Raw genomic sequence first — 14,264 nt, forward strand, 5'->3', positions numbered from 1 at the left:
GACCGGTATCCCAATGTGCTGGTGTGGACAGAAGTTGTGACAGGTGTCACTGCTTTCCGTCGAGTACCGCCTTCATCACGTTCTTCGCGATCGGTGCGGCCAGGCCGCCGCCGGAGATGTCGTCCCGGTTGGCGTTGCCGTCCTCCACCACCACGGCGACGGCGACCGGTGAGCCGCTGTCCGTCCTGGCGTACGAGATGAACCAGGCGTAGGGTTTCTCGCTGTTGTTGAGACCGTGCTGCGCGGTACCGGTCTTGCCACCCACGGTGACGCCGTCGATCTGCGCGTTGGTTCCCGTGCCGTCCGCGACCACGGTCTCCATCATCTGCTGCACCTTCTGGGCGTTCTCCGCCGAGAGCGGCCGGCTGAGCTGCTCCTTCTCGTGCGTGTAGATGACGTCGAGGTTGGGCGCCTGGCGCTGGGCGACCATGTACGGCTGCATGAGCTTGCCGTCGTTGGCGATCGCGGACGCGACCATGGCCATCTGGAGCGGCGTGGCCCGGTTCGAGGCCTGGCCGATGCCCGCCATGGCGTTCTGCGGCTGGTTGTCCTTCGGGTAGACGCTGGCGTCCGCCCGGACCGGGGTGAAGACCTCTTTGTTGAAGCCGAACTTTCCGGCTTCCTCGATCATCTTCGCGTTGCCGAGATCGTTGCTGACCTTGCCGAAGACGGTGTTGCAGGACCAGCGCAGGGCTTCCCGGAGCGAGGCGTTCTCGCAGGGGATGTTCCCCTCGTTCTGGAGCAGGTTCGTCGACAGCGGGAGACGCCAGGGCAGCGGGGAGTCCGTCGCCTTGTCGATGTCGGTGTAGAGACCGTTCTCCAGCGCCGCGGCGGCCGTGACGACCTTGAACGTCGAGCCGGGCGGGTAGGTCTCCCGCAGGGCCCGGTTCAGCATCGGCTTGTCCTTGTCGTCCAGGAGCTTCTGCCGTGCCGCGGAGTCCTTCATGGAGTTGCCGGCGAAGACCGAGGGGTCGTACGAGGGGGTGCTGGCCAGCGCCAGGACGGCGCCGGTCCGGGGGTCGAGGGCGGCGACGGCGCCCTTCTTGTTCCCCAGCCCCGTGAAGGCGGCCTTCTGGGCGGCGCTGTCGAGAGTGGTGACGACGTTCCCGCCGGTCTTCTTCTCGCCGGTGAACATCGACAGGGTCCGGTCGAAGAACAGCTGGTCGCTGTTGCCGGTGAGGACGCCGTCCTCGAGGCTCTCCAGCTGCGAGGAGTCGAAGGCCTGCGAGGAGTATCCGGTGACCGGCGCCCACATGGGGCCGTCCTTCCAGACCCGCTTGTACCTGAAGTCGCTGTCCTTCGTCTCGACGGATCCGGTGACGGGCTCGCCGTCGACGATGATGTTCCCGCGCTCGTGGGCGTAGCGCTCGATCTGGACGCGGCGGTTGTGCTCGTTCGCGTTGAGCTCGTCGGCGCGCACGTACTGGATGTAGTTGGTGCGGACGAGCAGGGCCAGGACGAGGATCCCGCAGAACAGCGCGATCCTGCGCAGCGGCTTGTTCACGGCCGGACCACCTGGGTCATCTCGGCGTCGGTGGACGGCGCGGGAGCCGGGGCGGGACGCCGGGCCGTGTCGCTGATCCTGATCAGAATGCCGATGAGTGCCCAGTTGGCGATGACGGACGAACCACCGGCCGCCATGAACGGCATGGTCATACCCGTCAGCGGGATGAGCCCCATGACACCGCCGGCGACGACGAAGACCTGGATGGCGAAGGAACCGGAGAGGCCGATCGCGAGGAGCTTGCCGAAGGGGTCACGGGCGGCCAGCGCGGTACGGACGCCGCGCTCGACGATCAGACCGTAGACGAGCAGGACCGCCATCATCCCGGCCAGCCCGAGCTCCTCGCCGACGGTGGCGAGGATGAAGTCGGAGTTGGCCGCGAAGCCGATCAGGTCGGAGTTGCCCTGGCCGAGTCCGGTACCGAGGGTGCCACCGGAGCCGAAGGCCATCAGGGACTTGGCCATCTGCTCGCTGGCCGCCACCTTGCCCCAGCCGGCGAAGGGGTCGAGCCAGGCGCTCACGCGGTCCTGCACGTGCGGCTCGAACGTCGCGACGCCGACGGCGCCGGCGGCGGACATCAGCAGGCCGAAGACGATCCAGCTGGTGCGCTCGGTGGCGACGTAGAGCATCACGACGAACATGCCGAAGAACAGCAGCGAGGACCCCAGGTCGGTCTCGAAGACCAGGATGAGGATCGAGAACGCCCAGACCATGAGAATCGGGCCCAGGTCACGGCCGCGGGGCAGGTAGAGGCCCATGAAGCGGCGGCTGGCGAGAGCCAGAGCGTCCCGTTTGACCATGAGGTAGCCGGCGAAGAACACCGCGATGATGATCTTCGCGAACTCTCCCGGCTGGATCGTTCCGACGCCGGGGATCTTGATCCAGATCTTGGCGCCGTTCACCGCGGGGAAGAACATCGGCAGGATCAGGAGGACCAGCGCGACCAGCATCGAGATGTAGGTGTAGCGCTGCAGGATGCGGTGGTCCTTGAGGATGATCAGGACGATGACCAGGAAGGCCACACCCACAGCCGAGAAGAGCAGCTGTTTGGACGCCGCGGCTACGAAGTCCCGGGTTGCCTGGAACCGTTCCGACTGGTCCAACCGCCAGATGATGGCCAGCCCCAGTCCGTTCAGCAGGGTCGCCAGCGGAAGCAGCAGCGGGTCCGCGTACGGAGCGAACCTGCGGACCGCGAGGTGCGCCACACCGCCGAGCAGTGCGAGGCCCAGGCCGTATCCGAGCATGCCCGCGGGCAGCTCGCCGTTGAGGGCGAGGCCCACGTTGGCGTACGCGAACACCGAGATCAGGACGGCGAAGGCGACCAGGGCCAGCTCGGTGTTGCGGCGGCTCGGCGCGTCGATCGCGCCGATGGTCGTGGTGTTGGTGACAACGCTCATGTGCTGAAGGCCCCCTACGGCTTACTGCTTACCGCACTGCAGGGCCAGCTTCTTCTCTTCCTCCGAGAGGCTGGGGCCGGGAGTGGGAGTCGCGGTCTGGGTCCCCTTGACGGGAGACGTGGCGGAAGTGCTGTCGGCGGCCTCGGCCTCGGCCTGCTCCTTGGCGGCGTTGGCGTCCGCCTCGGCCGCACGGCGCTGCGCGTCCTTCCGGCAGGCGGAGGCCTGGGCGTCGAGCTCGCTGATCTTCTTGCGGGCGTCGGCGAGGTTGCCCTGCGAGATGGTCGCCTGGACCTGCTTGCGCCAGTAGGGCGGCAGGTACTTCAGCTCGATCTCGGTGTTCTCCTCGACCTTGGAGAGGGACACCCAAGCGAGGTCCTGGCTGATTCCGCGGTACAGGGCGACGTTGTCGTCCTTCGTGCCCACGTAGAACTGGGTCTGGGTCCACCGGTACCCGCCGTAGACACCGCCGCCGATGACGGCCAGGGCGAGCACCGTGTAGAACGACCGCTTCAGCCACCGGCGGCCGCCGCGCGGCTTCACGAAGTCCTCGTCGGTGTACGTGTCGAAGGCGTTGTCCGGACCGGAGTCGTAGCCCATGTCGTCGCCGCTGCCGGGAGGGCCGAAGCCCCCGGACGGCGGTGGCACGGTGCGGCCGAGGCCGGCCGCGCGTCCTGCCGGGGTCTCCATGGCCCGCCCGTCGTTCGCCTGGGCGGCCGCCTGGTTCTCCGCGACCGCGCCGACGACGACCGGGGTGTCGCTGAGCCGGCCGGCCAGGGTGTCGTTGCTGTCGACGTCCAGGACGTCGGCGACGATGCAGGTGATGTTGTCGGGGCCGCCGCCCCGCAGGGCGAGCTGGATGAGGTCCTGGATGGTCTCCTGCGGGCCCTGGTAGCTGGCCAGGGTCTCTTCCATCGTCTGGTGGGAGACGACACCGGAGAGCCCGTCGGAGCAGATCAGGTAGCGGTCACCGGCGCGGACCTCGCGGACCGACAGATCGGGCTCCACGTGGTCGCCGCTGCCCAGTGCGCGCATCAGCAGCGACCGCTGCGGGTGGGTGGTGGCCTCTTCCTCGGTGATCCTGCCCTCGTCGACGAGGCGCTGCACCCAGGTGTGGTCCTGGGTGATCTGCGTCAGGACGCCGTCCCTCAGGAGGTACGCGCGGGAGTCGCCGACGTGCACGAGACCGAGGCGCTGACCGGTCCAGAGCAGGGCGGTGAGCGTGGTGCCCATGCCCTCCAGCTGGGGGTCCTCCTCGACCATGACGCGCAGCTGGTCGTTGGCCCGCTGGACCGCCGTACCCAGTGAGGTGAGGATGTCGGAGCCGGGGACGTCGTCGTCGAGCTGGACGAGGGTGGAGATCACCTCGGAGCTGGCGACCTCGCCGGCCGCCTGGCCGCCCATGCCGTCGGCGATGGCGAGGAGGCGGGGGCCGGCGTAGCCGGAGTCCTCGTTGCCTTCCCGGATCATGCCCTTGTGCGATCCGGCGGCGAAGCGCAGGGACAAGCTCATGCGCACCTCGCCCGTCGGTTCGGGGTACAGACGGTCTCGAGCCACACTGCCCACCCTCCGGTCGGGAGCCGCGCCGGGTCCGTTGCCCGGACCGCCGCGGCTCGCTCGCTCCGCTCGCTCATTGTCGTACTACTTCCGCAGCTCGATGACGGTCTTGCCGATGCGGATCGGCGCGCCCAGCGGAACAGGTGTCGGGGTGGTGAGCCGGGTCCGGTCGAGATAGGTGCCGTTGGTGGACCCGAGATCCTCGACGATCCACTGGCCGTCACGGTCCGGGTAGATCCTGGCATGCCTGCTGGACGCGTAGTCGTCATCCAGCACGATCGTTGAGTCGTGCGCACGGCCCAGGGTGATCGTCTGGCCCTGGAGGGCCACGGTGGTACCGGTGAGCGTGCCCTCGGAGACGACCAGCTTGGTGGGTGCCCCGCGGCGCTGGCGCCCGGACTGCTGGCGCTGCTGAGGCGGCGCCGCTTGTTGTTGGCGCCCCTGCTGAGGGCGCGTGTCAGTGGCAGTGCGGCGTGAGCCGCGCTGCGTGACGCGCGTACCGAACAGGTCGCTGCGAATGACCTGGACGGCCACGATTACGAATAGCCACAGAACAGCCAGGAAACCTAGCCGCATGACCGTCAGGGTCAGCTCTGACATTGCCCCCGCTTCACCCTTCGGCTTGCCGGTAAACGATGGTGGTGCTGCCCACGACGATCCGCGAGCCGTCGCGGAGCGTAGCGCGGGTGGTGTGCTGCCCGTCCACCACGATGCCGTTGGTGGACCCGAGATCCTGGATCGTCGAGGGCGTTCCGGTCCGGATCTCACAGTGCCGACGCGATACGCCGGGGTCGTCGATCCGCACGTCGGCGTCGGTGCTGCGTCCCATCACCAACGTCGGGCGGGAGATCTGATGGCGGGTGCCGTTGATCTCGATCCAGCGTCTGACCTGCGCGTCCGACGCCGAGCCGGACGCGGCCGGCGGGCGCCAGTCGCTGGAGGAGCCGCCCGAACCCCCGGCGCCCTGCGGCGGGGAGGGAGGCATGGGCGGGGCGGAGGCCGGCGGATAGCCGTAACCGCCCTGTCCCTGTGGTGCGGGCCGGTTCGGCTGGCCCTGGGGAGCGGGGCCGCCCTGCTGGCCCTGTGACGAACTCGACGCCAGGGTCCTGCTGCGGACGCGGTAGAGCCCCGTGTCGAGGTCGTCCGCCTTCTCCAGGTGAACCTTGATCGGCCCCATGAAGGTGTACCGCTGCTGCTTGGCGTAGTCGCGTACGAGACCCGACAGCTCGTCGCCGAGCTGGCCGGAGTACGGGCTGAGCCGCTCGAAGTCCGGAGTGCTCAGCTCGACGATGAAGTCGTTGGGCACGACGGTCCGCTCGCGGTTCCAGATCGTCGCGTTGTTGTCGCACTCGCGCTGAAGGGCTCCCGCGATCTCGACCGGCTGCACCTCGGACTTGAACACCTTGGCGAAGGTGCCGTTGACCAGACCCTCGAGACGCTGCTCGAAACGCTTCATGACTCCCATGGGGCACCTCCTCCGGTGTCGTCGTCCCTGTGCTGCTTACTGATCGTATCCACGCGTCGGGAAATCGGCTGGTTCCCCTTGTCTGCACAGTGGATGAGTGTCACCTCTCACACGGATCGTAGAGGTGCCCTCCCGACAGTGTCCCGCACTCCGGGTGCACGCAGGAGGAGTGGGGCTGGGCTTCCCGGGTTCCCGCTTCCCCCGGGGGGTCCGGCGAAACAGCGGATGTGAATCCACCCTGTCCAGCGTGCTAATCTTCCGTTTGTCGCCAGGCGCTCGCACCACTCGGTGAGAGAGTCTGAAAACACCACTCATGCGCGAGTGGCGGAACGGCAGACGCGCTGGCTTCAGGTGCCAGTGTCCTTAGGGACGTGGGGGTTCAAATCCCCCCTCGCGCACAACGGGCAGTCTCCCGAGACTGTCAGGTTGGTTCGACAGAACCCCCGCACCGGAGAGATCCGGTGCGGGGGTTCTGCGTTGTGGGGGTCGGTGTGCGGGTCCCGCCGGCGGGTCTGGTCGGTGGTTCTTCCTGGCGGTCGTCCCGCCCGGTTGTCCGGCGTGCGAGGTGGGTCGTCCGGGCTGTGTGCAGGCGGCGGTACGGCTCCGCCCCGGTGGTGTCCTCGGGGTGCGTCTGACGGTGCCCCGAGGGGTGGGTGGACCTCTGGGGTCCCTGGCGTGCGGGAGTGGCTGTACCGATGTTGTGACGAAGCCCGCACCGGGCGGGCGGGAGTGGGTGGCGGTAGCTGCTGTTTCACGTGAAACGTCGGATCCGCACCAAAGGGCTGCTTGGCCTTGGGGTGACGGAAAGATCTCGCGGCCAGGACGTGCCGGACGTCGGTTGAAGCCCGGCGTCCGCTGACCGGCGCGGGGTTCGGTAGGGGAGGGGGAAGTCCGCGAGGAGCGGTGTGCGTGTGGAGGAGGCCGTCCGAAGGCGCCGGCGTGAAGCTGCCTGCGTGAGACCGCCTTTTTCGAGGGAAGGTGCCCTGCCGGGGTCAACTCCGCCGGCTTCAGGTTCACTTCGGTCCGGAGCGGGGTGGGCGATCACTTGAATGCCTGCTTGCGGGGCTCCTTGAGGCCCGCTGGGGCACCTGTTGCTGTGGCGGGCCGGCGGCCGCCGTGGGTGGGCGGCACGTGGGGTCACGCCGGTGTGCCGAGGTTGTCCACAGGCAGGATCAGGGTCTGTCCACAGGGGCAGACGGTTCTCACGGCACGGCTGTACCGTCGTGCGCAGTTGATGTTGGTCGGACCGGCCGGTCGGACCGGCCGGTCGGGCGGGCCGGTCAGACGAGGGCGGGGGAGGCGGCGTTCCATGGGTGAGGTCGAGACGACGGTGCCGGGGCAGCGAGCGGCAGCGGGCGAGCGCATCCCCGTCGTCCGGGGCTTCGCACGAGGTGTGGCCGGCGGCGCGGGGGCGTCCCGATCAGAGGCGGTGTCCCCGAAGGCGGCGGGCAAGGCCCTCAGGCGCACGGTGCCCCGGTCCGATCACAGCGCGTTCGTGCTGCCCGCCGGAAGGCCGGACGCGGTGCGGGCGGTGGAGCAGTCGAACCGTGGCAGAGTGCCCGCTCTGACGCCCATACGGGTAGGGCGCATGGTGGCGACGCCCTTCGCCTTCCTGCGCGGTTCGGCCGGACTGATGGCGCACGATCTGGTGGGCACGCCCGTGACCGGCGTCGGAGCGCAGCTCTGCGGCGACGCACACGCCGCCAACTTCGGTCTGTACGGCGATGCGCGCGGCAATCTGGTCATGGACCTCAACGACTTCGACGAGACCGTGTTCGGTCCGTGGGAGTGGGACCTCAAGCGGCTCGCCACCTCACTGGTGCTCGCGGGCCGGGAGGCGGGGGCGGACGAGGACACCTGCCGGCAGGGCGCGTACGACACGGTGGGCGCCTACCGGCGCACGATGCGTCTGCTGTCCCGGCTCCCCGCGCTTGACGCCTGGAACGCCATCGCGGACGAGGAACTCGTCTCCCACACCGACGCGCGGGACCTCTTGGGGACGCTGGAGCGGGTGTCCGCCAAAGCGCGCAACAACACGAGTGCCCGTTTCGCCGCGAAGGCCACGGAGGAGTGCGAGGACGGCGGCCGCCGGTTCGTCGACGCACCGCCCGTGCTGCGCCGCGTGCCCGACGCGGAGGCGGCCGCCGTCGCCGCGGGACTGGAGGGGTACCTCAGGACCGTCTCGGAGGACAGGCTTCCGCTGCTTGCCCGCTACGCGATCCACGACGTGGCCTTCAGAGTGGTCGGTACGGGCAGTGTGGGCACCCGGTCGTACGTGGTGCTGCTACTCGACCACCGCGGTGAGCCGCTGGTGCTGCAGGTGAAGGAGGCCCGACCCTCCGCTCTCTCCGCCTGCCTCCCGCAGGTCGGCTTCGAGGTTCCCGAGGTGGTGCACGAGGGGCGTCGGGTGGTGCTCGGGCAGAAGCGGATGCAGGTCGTCAGCGACATACTTCTGGGCTGGGCCGATGTCGACGGCCGGCCCTATCAGGTGCGCCAGTTCAGGAATCGCAAGGGCAGTGTGGATCCGGCCGCGCTCGCGGCGGACCAGGTGGACGACTACGGGCGGATGACCGGGGCGCTGCTGGCGCGGGCCCACGCCCACAGCGCCGATCCGCGGCTGCTCGCGGGCTACTGCGGGAAGAACACCGAGCTGGACGAAGCGGTGGCGGCTTTCGCCGTGACGTACGCGGACCGGACGGAAGCCGACCACGCCGAGCTCGTCCGGGCCGTGCGAGCCGGGCGGATAGGGGCCGAGCTCGGCGTCTGAGCGGACCTCGCCACCGCTGCGTGTGTTTGTGGCGCCCGCCGTGGCCATACGCTGGACGGGTGACCCACGAAGCCGCCGGGGTGCCGACCTCCCGGAACGACGAAGACCGGCAGCACCAGGACCAGCAGGACCAGGGCCGGCCGGACGACGCGCAGGACGCCCGGACCGCCCTGCGGACCGACGAGCCGCAAACGGATCCGGGCGGCGCGCAGCCGGCGGGCTCCGCCGCCGAGGGCGCTGCCGAAGATCCCGCCGCAGGCCCCCGTGGGGACGGTGACGCAGCCGGCGGCGACGCGGCTGCGGCGGGTGCGCCCCGGCCCGAGGAGCGGCTCGCGAAGGCCGTCCGGGTGGCCGAGCAGGCGCTGATCGAGTTCGAGATCGCGGTGGAGACCTTCCGGGTCGAGGTGGAGAACTTCTCGCGGCTGCATCACCAGAAGCTCGGCCCGATGTATGCGCGCCTGGACGAACTGGACGCCCAGATCGCGGAGGCCCGGGCCGCGAAGTCCGGCGATCCCGAGGATCTGCGCAAGGCGCAGGAGGCGAGGGCGATCGTCATGCCGATGCCCGGCGTCGACGAGCTCTTCCACGACTGGATGGACTCGGACGGTCTCTCGCCCGAGGCCTCGGCGATGCTCACCGAGCAGCCGGTCCGTCCGCCGAAGCGGGTCAGGCCGAGCGAGGAGGCACGGAAGCTCTACCGCGAGCTGGCCCGTCAGGCCCACCCCGACCTGGCACCGGACGAGAAGGAGCGGACGCGGCGGGACGAATTCATCGCCCGTGTGAACGCGGCCTACGGGCGCGGTGACGTGGCGCTCCTGAAGGAGCTCGCGGCCGAGTGGGCGGCGGGACCTGCTGCGCCTGAGCTGCGGCTGAGCGAGAGCGAGGAGCTCTACGCGCGGCTGGAGTGGCTGAGCCGGCGCAAGGAACTGCTCACCGTTCTGGCCCAGGAACTGGAGGAGAGCGCCATCGGTTCGATGCTGCGGATGGCGCCGGACGACCCCGACGCATTGCTGGACGACATCGGGGAAAAGCTTCTCGCGGAGGTCGCCCAGCGCGAGAACGAGCTGACCGCGCTGGTGCAGTAGCTTCTTCGAAGCTTCTCCGATGAATCTTGCGCACACGTACGAGAGAGGGCATACCCATGAATTTCGCTCCGCTGCCGTCGGTGGACATCGCGGCGGTTCCGTCGGACGGTTTCGTGCTGGACGTCCGGGAGGACGACGAGTGGGCGGCGGGGCACGTCGAGGGTGCGCTGCACATCCCCATGAGTGACTTCGTGGGCCGTTTCGGCGAGCTGACCGAGGCGGCCGACGACGGTCGGCGCGTGCATGTGATGTGCCGCGTCGGAGGGCGATCGGCGCAGGTCACCCAGTACCTGGTGCAGCAGGGCATCGACGCGGTGAACATCGAGGGCGGCATGCTGGCCTGGGACGGCGCTGGACGCCCGATGGTCACCGACACCGGGAACTCGGCCTTCGTCCTCTGAAGACCCTCGGCATACGGTCTTGCTGGTTGCTGGTTGCTGGTTGCTGGTTGCTGGTTGCTGAGTCCTGGCGGCTGAGCGCCCGGCTCGTGGAGCTTGAGCGCCGGGGCACGGCCGGACAGGGCAAGCCCCAGCTTGTGTCTCAGCCGTACCCCGGTTGAGCCGACGAGAGGCCACTGCGGCGGTTCAGGAGTCCGATTGCCTCCAGGCCCGCTCCGGAGGCCGGCGATGTCACCGGACCCGCCCGGCTGACGAGTCCTCCCCGTGCTGTCCGGGACGGTGGGCGCCCCGCGCTGTCTCTCGGACGGCCGATGACGCCGTCGCCGTATGCCGAAGACGGAACGCCCGCCCCGTGCGGGGACCGGCCGGTCGATCCCCGCACGTCGGGCAGGCGCGCCCGGCCCGGCGCGCTCTCTCCGGACCGTCAGCGGTCGAAATCGAGCTCGACCTCCGGGGTGACGGGGTGCGACTGGCAGGCCAGCACGAAGCCGGCACCGGTCTCCTCGGGCTCCAGGGCGAAGTTGCGGTCCATGCGGACTTCGCCGGAGACCAGGAAGGCCCTGCAGGTCCCGCACACACCCCCCTTACAGGCATACGGGGCGTCCGATCGGCTTCGCAGCATCGTGTCCAGCAGGGATTCGCCGTCTTCCACCGGCCAGCTTCCCGAGCGGCCGTCGAGCGTCGCCGTCAGTCTGCTCTCCGACGGAGAAGCAGCCCTCGCGGCCGCGGGCAGAGACGTCTCCACGTCGGCGACATGGAAGATCTCCTGGTGGATGCGTGACCGGTCCGCTCCGAGAGCGCGCAGCGCGGCTTCCGCGCCCCGGACCAGCCCGAGCGGCCCGCACAGGAACCAGCCGTCCACGTCGGGCACCGGCAGCAGGGCCGGAAGCAGCCCGGTGAGCCGCTCACGGTCCAGCCGGCCCGAGGGAAGACCCGCTGCCTGCTCCTCCCGGGAGAGTGCGGTGACCAGCTGGAAGCGATCCGGGTAGCGGTCCTTGAGGTCGGCCACCTCGTCGAGGAACATCGTCGAATCAGCCGTCCGGTCACTGCGGATCAGACAGAAGCGAGCCAGAGGTTCGCGTGTCAGCAGCGTCGACACCATGGACAGCACGGGGGTGATGCCACTGCCACCGACGATCGCGGCGTAGAGGCCCGGACGCGGGTCGAGAACGAAACGGCCCGTCGGAGCCATCGCCTCCACCGTGTCCCCCACGGCCAGTTCCTTCAGGGCGTACGTCGAGAACGCACCTCCGTCGACCCTGCGGATGCCCACCCGCAGCACAGAAGCATCCGGCTGCTCCGTGGCGGGTGCGCAGATCGAGTACGAGCGGCGTATCTCCTCGCCGTCCACGCGATGGCGCACATTCAGGTGCTGGCCCGGCGCGTGGCGAAAGGTCTCGCGCAGCTCGGCCGGCACCGACAGGGTGACGGCAACCGCGTCGTCCGTGATCCGTTCGATCGCGCTGACCCGGAGCGGATGGAACATCTACAACTCCTTGAAGTGGTCGAACGGCTCGCGGCAGGCCACGCAGCGGCGCAGCGCCTTGCACGCGGTGGAGGAGAACCGGCTCAGCAGCTCCGTGTCCGTGGAACCGCAGTGCGGGCAGCGCACCGAGAGGGTGAGCGGCACCGGCCCGCCGGGTCCCCCGCCCGGCCGGGGCGGGGCTATGCCGAACTCGGCGAGCTTGCGCCGCCCCTCGTCACTGATGTCGTCGGTCGACCAGGCCGGTGCGAGGACGGTGACCACGGCCACCTCCGCGACCCCGTGCTCGCGCAGCACCCGCTCGATGTCGGCGGACATGGCCTCTATGGCGGGGCAGCCGGTGTACGTCGGGGTGATCCGCACCGTGACCGTGTCCGCCTCGTCCACCCGCACTCCGCGCAGAACGCCGAGCTCCTCCAGGGTGAGGACCGGCAGCTCGGGATCGGGAACGGAGCCCGCCAGCCGGTGGAGTTCCGCTTCCAGTGGGGTCTCCGTGGTCACCATGACGCCCCCGGGTGGCTGCGGTGCAGATGCTGCATCTCGGCGAGCATCCGCCCGAACGGCTCGGTGTGCAGGCCCTGCCGGCCGGCACCGGCCGTCCAGGCCCCGGAGCGAGGTCCTGAGGGGAGGGCCAGGGTGGCCCGCTCCACGACGGAGGAGACGGCGGCCTGCCAGTCCTCGCGCAGAGCGTCCTGGTCGACGTCGAGGCCCTCGACGGGTTCGAAGAGCTCACCGGTGAACCGCCACAGGGCGTCCAGCGCGCGCTGCATGCGCTCGTGACTCTCGTCGGTGCCGTCGCCCAGCCGCAGCACCCACTGCTCCGCGTGGTCCCGGTGGTAGGCGACCTCCTTGACGGCCTTGGCCGCGAGATCCGCGAACTCGCCCTCGCCGACGGCCAGCCTCGCGTACAGCAGGTGCTGGTGGACGGAGAAGTAGAACTGCCGGGCGATGGTGTGGGCGAAGTCGCCGTTCGGCTGCTCCACCAGCTGGACGTTGCGGAAGGCCCGCTCCTCACGGAGGTAGGCCAGCTCGTCCTCGTCCCCGACGAACGAGAGCAGCGTCCTGGCCTGCCCCAGCAGATCCAGTGCGATGTTGGCGAGGGCCACCTCCTCTTCCAGCACGGGGGCGTGGCCCGCCCACTCCCCCAGCCGGTGCGAGAGCACCAGCGCGTCGTCGCCCAGGGCGAGGGCCGCGCTCACAGGTGCTTCACCCCTTCCGGGATCTCGTAGAACGTGGGGTGACGGTAGGGCTTGTCCCCCGCGGGTTCGAAGAACGAGTCCTTCTCGTCCGGCGAGGAGGCGGTGACCGCCGTCGAGGGAACCACCCAGAGGGAGACCCCCTCCGAACGGCGCGTGTACAGGTCGCGGGCGTTACGCAGGGCCATCTCCGCGTCGGGTGCGTGCAGACTGCCCACGTGGGTGTGGGACAGCCCGCGCCGGGAGCGCACGAACACCTCCCACAGGGGCCAGTCGGTCGAGCTGCTCATGCGGTCGCCTCCACGGGCTGGGCGGCCGCTCCGGCTGTACCGGGCCGTGCCGCGTGCTTGTCTGCGTAGGCCGCCGCCGCGTCGCGGACCCAGGCACCCTCTTCGTGGGCCGTGCGCCGCTGGTTGAGCCGTTGTTCGTTGCAGGGGCCGTTGCCCTTCAGGACCTCCTGGAACTCCGTCCAGTCGACCGCTCCGTAGTCGTGCCGGCCGAGGTCCTCGTTCCAGCGGATGTCCGGGTCGGGGAGGGTGAGCCCGAGCGCCTCCGCCTGCGGGACGCAGATATCCACGAAGCGCCGGCGCAGCTCGTCGTTGGAGTGCCGCTTGATCTTCCAGGCCATCGACTGCGCCGAGTGGGCCGAGGAGTCGTCGGGCGGACCGAACATCATCAGCGAGGGCCACCACCAGCGGTTCACCGCGTCCTGCGCCATCTTGTGCTGAGCGGGGGTCCCCTTGCTGAGGGCGAGCAGCAACTCGTATCCCTGGCGCTGGTGGAAGGACTCCTCCTTGCAGATCCGGACCATCGCGCGTGCGTACGGGCCGTAGGAGCAGCGGCAGAGCGGGACCTGGTTGGTGATCGCGGCGCCGTCGACGAGCCATCCGACGGCACCGACGTCCGCCCATGTCAGCGTCGGATAATTGAAGATCGACGAATAACGCTGACGGCCGGCGTGCAGCTTGTCGAGCAGCTCCTCGCGGCTGGTCCCCAGCGTCTCGGCCGCGCTGTACAGATAGAGGCCGTGTCCGGCCTCGTCCTGCACCTTCGCCATCAGGATGGCCTTGCGGCGCAGTGAGGGGGCTCGCGAGATCCAGTTGGCCTCGGGCTGCATCCCGATGATCTCGGAGTGGGCGTGCTGGGCCATCTGGCGGACCAGGGAGGCCCGGTACGCCTCGGGCATCCAGTCCCGCGGCTCGATCCGGTCGTCGGCCGCCACTGCCGCGTCGAACGCCGCCAGACGCTGCGCGTCCGCCGTGTCCGCCGCATCTGCCGTCCCCTGCGTCTTCTGGTCCGCAGTCACTGCCGCCATCCCGGGCTCCCTACCGACCGATCGTTCGGTTCCTTGGCTTCAATGGTGAGTCGGCGGCCCGTAGGGTGTCAACCCTGTGGATAACTGAGTGGTGATCGAC

At 69.6% G+C, this 14,264-nt stretch carries 13 protein-coding genes and 1 tRNA gene; 4 read left to right on the forward strand and 10 right to left on the reverse strand.

Annotated elements, in window-relative coordinates:
- Positions 1–46: 46 nt before the first annotated feature.
- The 5 genes from ABZ172_RS21035 to ABZ172_RS21055 form a co-directional block, all read right to left on the reverse strand.
- On the reverse strand, positions 47–1,504 hold the full coding sequence (locus ABZ172_RS21035) for a penicillin-binding transpeptidase domain-containing protein (RefSeq protein ID WP_356885265.1): 1,458 nt from the start codon (positions 1,502–1,504) through the stop codon (positions 47–49).
- On the reverse strand, positions 1,501–2,901 hold the full coding sequence (locus ABZ172_RS21040) for an FtsW/RodA/SpoVE family cell cycle protein (RefSeq protein WP_356885266.1): 1,401 nt from the start codon (positions 2,899–2,901) through the stop codon (positions 1,501–1,503). The genes ABZ172_RS21035 and ABZ172_RS21040 overlap by 4 nt, the downstream gene beginning before the upstream one ends.
- A gap of 21 nt (positions 2,902–2,922) precedes the next feature.
- Complete coding sequence (locus ABZ172_RS21045) at positions 2,923–4,410, reverse strand: Stp1/IreP family PP2C-type Ser/Thr phosphatase (RefSeq protein WP_356885267.1); 1,488 nt, start codon at positions 4,408–4,410, stop codon at positions 2,923–2,925.
- 129 nt (positions 4,411–4,539) lie between these two features.
- Positions 4,540–5,055 (reverse strand): FHA domain-containing protein, encoded by a 516-nt coding sequence (locus ABZ172_RS21050; protein WP_356885268.1) that lies wholly within the window; start codon positions 5,053–5,055, stop codon positions 4,540–4,542.
- 10 nt (positions 5,056–5,065) lie between these two features.
- Positions 5,066–5,920 carry a DUF3662 and FHA domain-containing protein gene (locus tag ABZ172_RS21055; protein ID WP_356885269.1) on the reverse strand — a complete coding sequence of 285 codons (855 nt, stop codon included), beginning with the start codon at positions 5,918–5,920 and terminating at the stop codon, positions 5,066–5,068.
- A 315-nt stretch (positions 5,921–6,235) separates the two neighbouring features.
- Between ABZ172_RS21055 and ABZ172_RS21060 the strand changes: the two genes are divergently transcribed.
- From ABZ172_RS21060 to ABZ172_RS21075, 4 genes are all read left to right on the forward strand, one after another.
- Positions 6,236–6,318 (forward strand) — tRNA-Leu (locus tag ABZ172_RS21060).
- 911 nt (positions 6,319–7,229) lie between these two features.
- Positions 7,230–8,687 (forward strand): DUF2252 domain-containing protein, encoded by a 1,458-nt coding sequence (locus ABZ172_RS21065; RefSeq protein WP_356885270.1) that lies wholly within the window; start codon positions 7,230–7,232, stop codon positions 8,685–8,687.
- A 59-nt stretch (positions 8,688–8,746) separates the two neighbouring features.
- Positions 8,747–9,772, forward strand: a complete 1,026-nt coding sequence (locus tag ABZ172_RS21070; protein WP_356885271.1) for a J domain-containing protein — start codon at positions 8,747–8,749, stop codon at positions 9,770–9,772.
- 56 nt (positions 9,773–9,828) lie between these two features.
- On the forward strand, positions 9,829–10,173 hold the full coding sequence (locus ABZ172_RS21075) for a rhodanese-like domain-containing protein (RefSeq protein ID WP_356885272.1): 345 nt from the start codon (positions 9,829–9,831) through the stop codon (positions 10,171–10,173).
- Positions 10,174–10,594: 421 nt separating this feature from the next.
- Here the strand turns inward: ABZ172_RS21075 and ABZ172_RS21080 are convergent, their stop codons facing one another.
- From ABZ172_RS21080 to paaA, 5 genes are read right to left on the reverse strand one after another with little or no spacing between them, the layout of a single operon-like run.
- The gene (locus tag ABZ172_RS21080) at positions 10,595–11,656 is read right to left on the reverse strand and encodes a 2Fe-2S iron-sulfur cluster-binding protein (RefSeq protein WP_356885273.1); all 1,062 of its coding nucleotides are present in this window, start codon (positions 11,654–11,656) and stop codon (positions 10,595–10,597) included.
- Positions 11,657–12,154 carry a 1,2-phenylacetyl-CoA epoxidase subunit PaaD gene (paaD, locus tag ABZ172_RS21085; RefSeq protein ID WP_356885303.1) on the reverse strand — a complete coding sequence of 166 codons (498 nt, stop codon included), beginning with the start codon at positions 12,152–12,154 and terminating at the stop codon, positions 11,657–11,659.
- Positions 12,151–12,852 (reverse strand): 1,2-phenylacetyl-CoA epoxidase subunit PaaC, encoded by a 702-nt coding sequence (paaC, locus tag ABZ172_RS21090; protein WP_356885274.1) that lies wholly within the window; start codon positions 12,850–12,852, stop codon positions 12,151–12,153. Before paaC ends, paaD begins: the two co-directional genes overlap by 4 nt.
- Positions 12,849–13,139 (reverse strand): 1,2-phenylacetyl-CoA epoxidase subunit PaaB, encoded by a 291-nt coding sequence (gene paaB / locus ABZ172_RS21095; RefSeq protein ID WP_356885275.1) that lies wholly within the window; start codon positions 13,137–13,139, stop codon positions 12,849–12,851. Before paaB ends, paaC begins: the two co-directional genes overlap by 4 nt.
- The gene (gene paaA, locus ABZ172_RS21100) at positions 13,136–14,164 is read right to left on the reverse strand and encodes a 1,2-phenylacetyl-CoA epoxidase subunit PaaA (RefSeq protein WP_356885276.1); all 1,029 of its coding nucleotides are present in this window, start codon (positions 14,162–14,164) and stop codon (positions 13,136–13,138) included. The genes paaB and paaA overlap by 4 nt, the downstream gene beginning before the upstream one ends.
- Between the last annotated feature and the right edge of the window lie 100 nt (positions 14,165–14,264).

Source organism: Streptomyces sp. NPDC006296 (assembly GCF_040613235.1).
In the GTDB taxonomy this organism is placed as follows: domain Bacteria; phylum Actinomycetota; class Actinomycetes; order Streptomycetales; family Streptomycetaceae; genus Streptomyces.

What these genes read in the sequence shown, in the direction of transcription:
- ABZ172_RS21040 (WP_356885266.1), bottom strand. Translation starts at nt 2,901, where the DNA reads ATGAGCGTTGTCACCAACACCACGACCATCGGCGCGATCGACGCGCCG.
- ABZ172_RS21080 (WP_356885273.1), bottom strand. Translation starts at nt 11,656, where the DNA reads ATGTTCCATCCGCTCCGGGTCAGCGCGATCGAACGGATCACGGACGAC.
- ABZ172_RS21045 (WP_356885267.1), bottom strand. Translation starts at nt 4,410, where the DNA reads ATGAGCTTGTCCCTGCGCTTCGCCGCCGGATCGCACAAGGGCATGATC.
- paaB (WP_356885275.1), bottom strand. Translation starts at nt 13,139, where the DNA reads ATGAGCAGCTCGACCGACTGGCCCCTGTGGGAGGTGTTCGTGCGCTCC.
- ABZ172_RS21050 (WP_356885268.1), bottom strand. Translation starts at nt 5,055, where the DNA reads ATGTCAGAGCTGACCCTGACGGTCATGCGGCTAGGTTTCCTGGCTGTT.
- ABZ172_RS21075 (WP_356885272.1), top strand. Translation starts at nt 9,829, where the DNA reads ATGAATTTCGCTCCGCTGCCGTCGGTGGACATCGCGGCGGTTCCGTCG.
- ABZ172_RS21055 (WP_356885269.1), bottom strand. Translation starts at nt 5,920, where the DNA reads ATGGGAGTCATGAAGCGTTTCGAGCAGCGTCTCGAGGGTCTGGTCAAC.
- paaA (WP_356885276.1), bottom strand. Translation starts at nt 14,164, where the DNA reads ATGGCGGCAGTGACTGCGGACCAGAAGACGCAGGGGACGGCAGATGCG.
- ABZ172_RS21065 (WP_356885270.1), top strand. Translation starts at nt 7,230, where the DNA reads ATGGGTGAGGTCGAGACGACGGTGCCGGGGCAGCGAGCGGCAGCGGGC.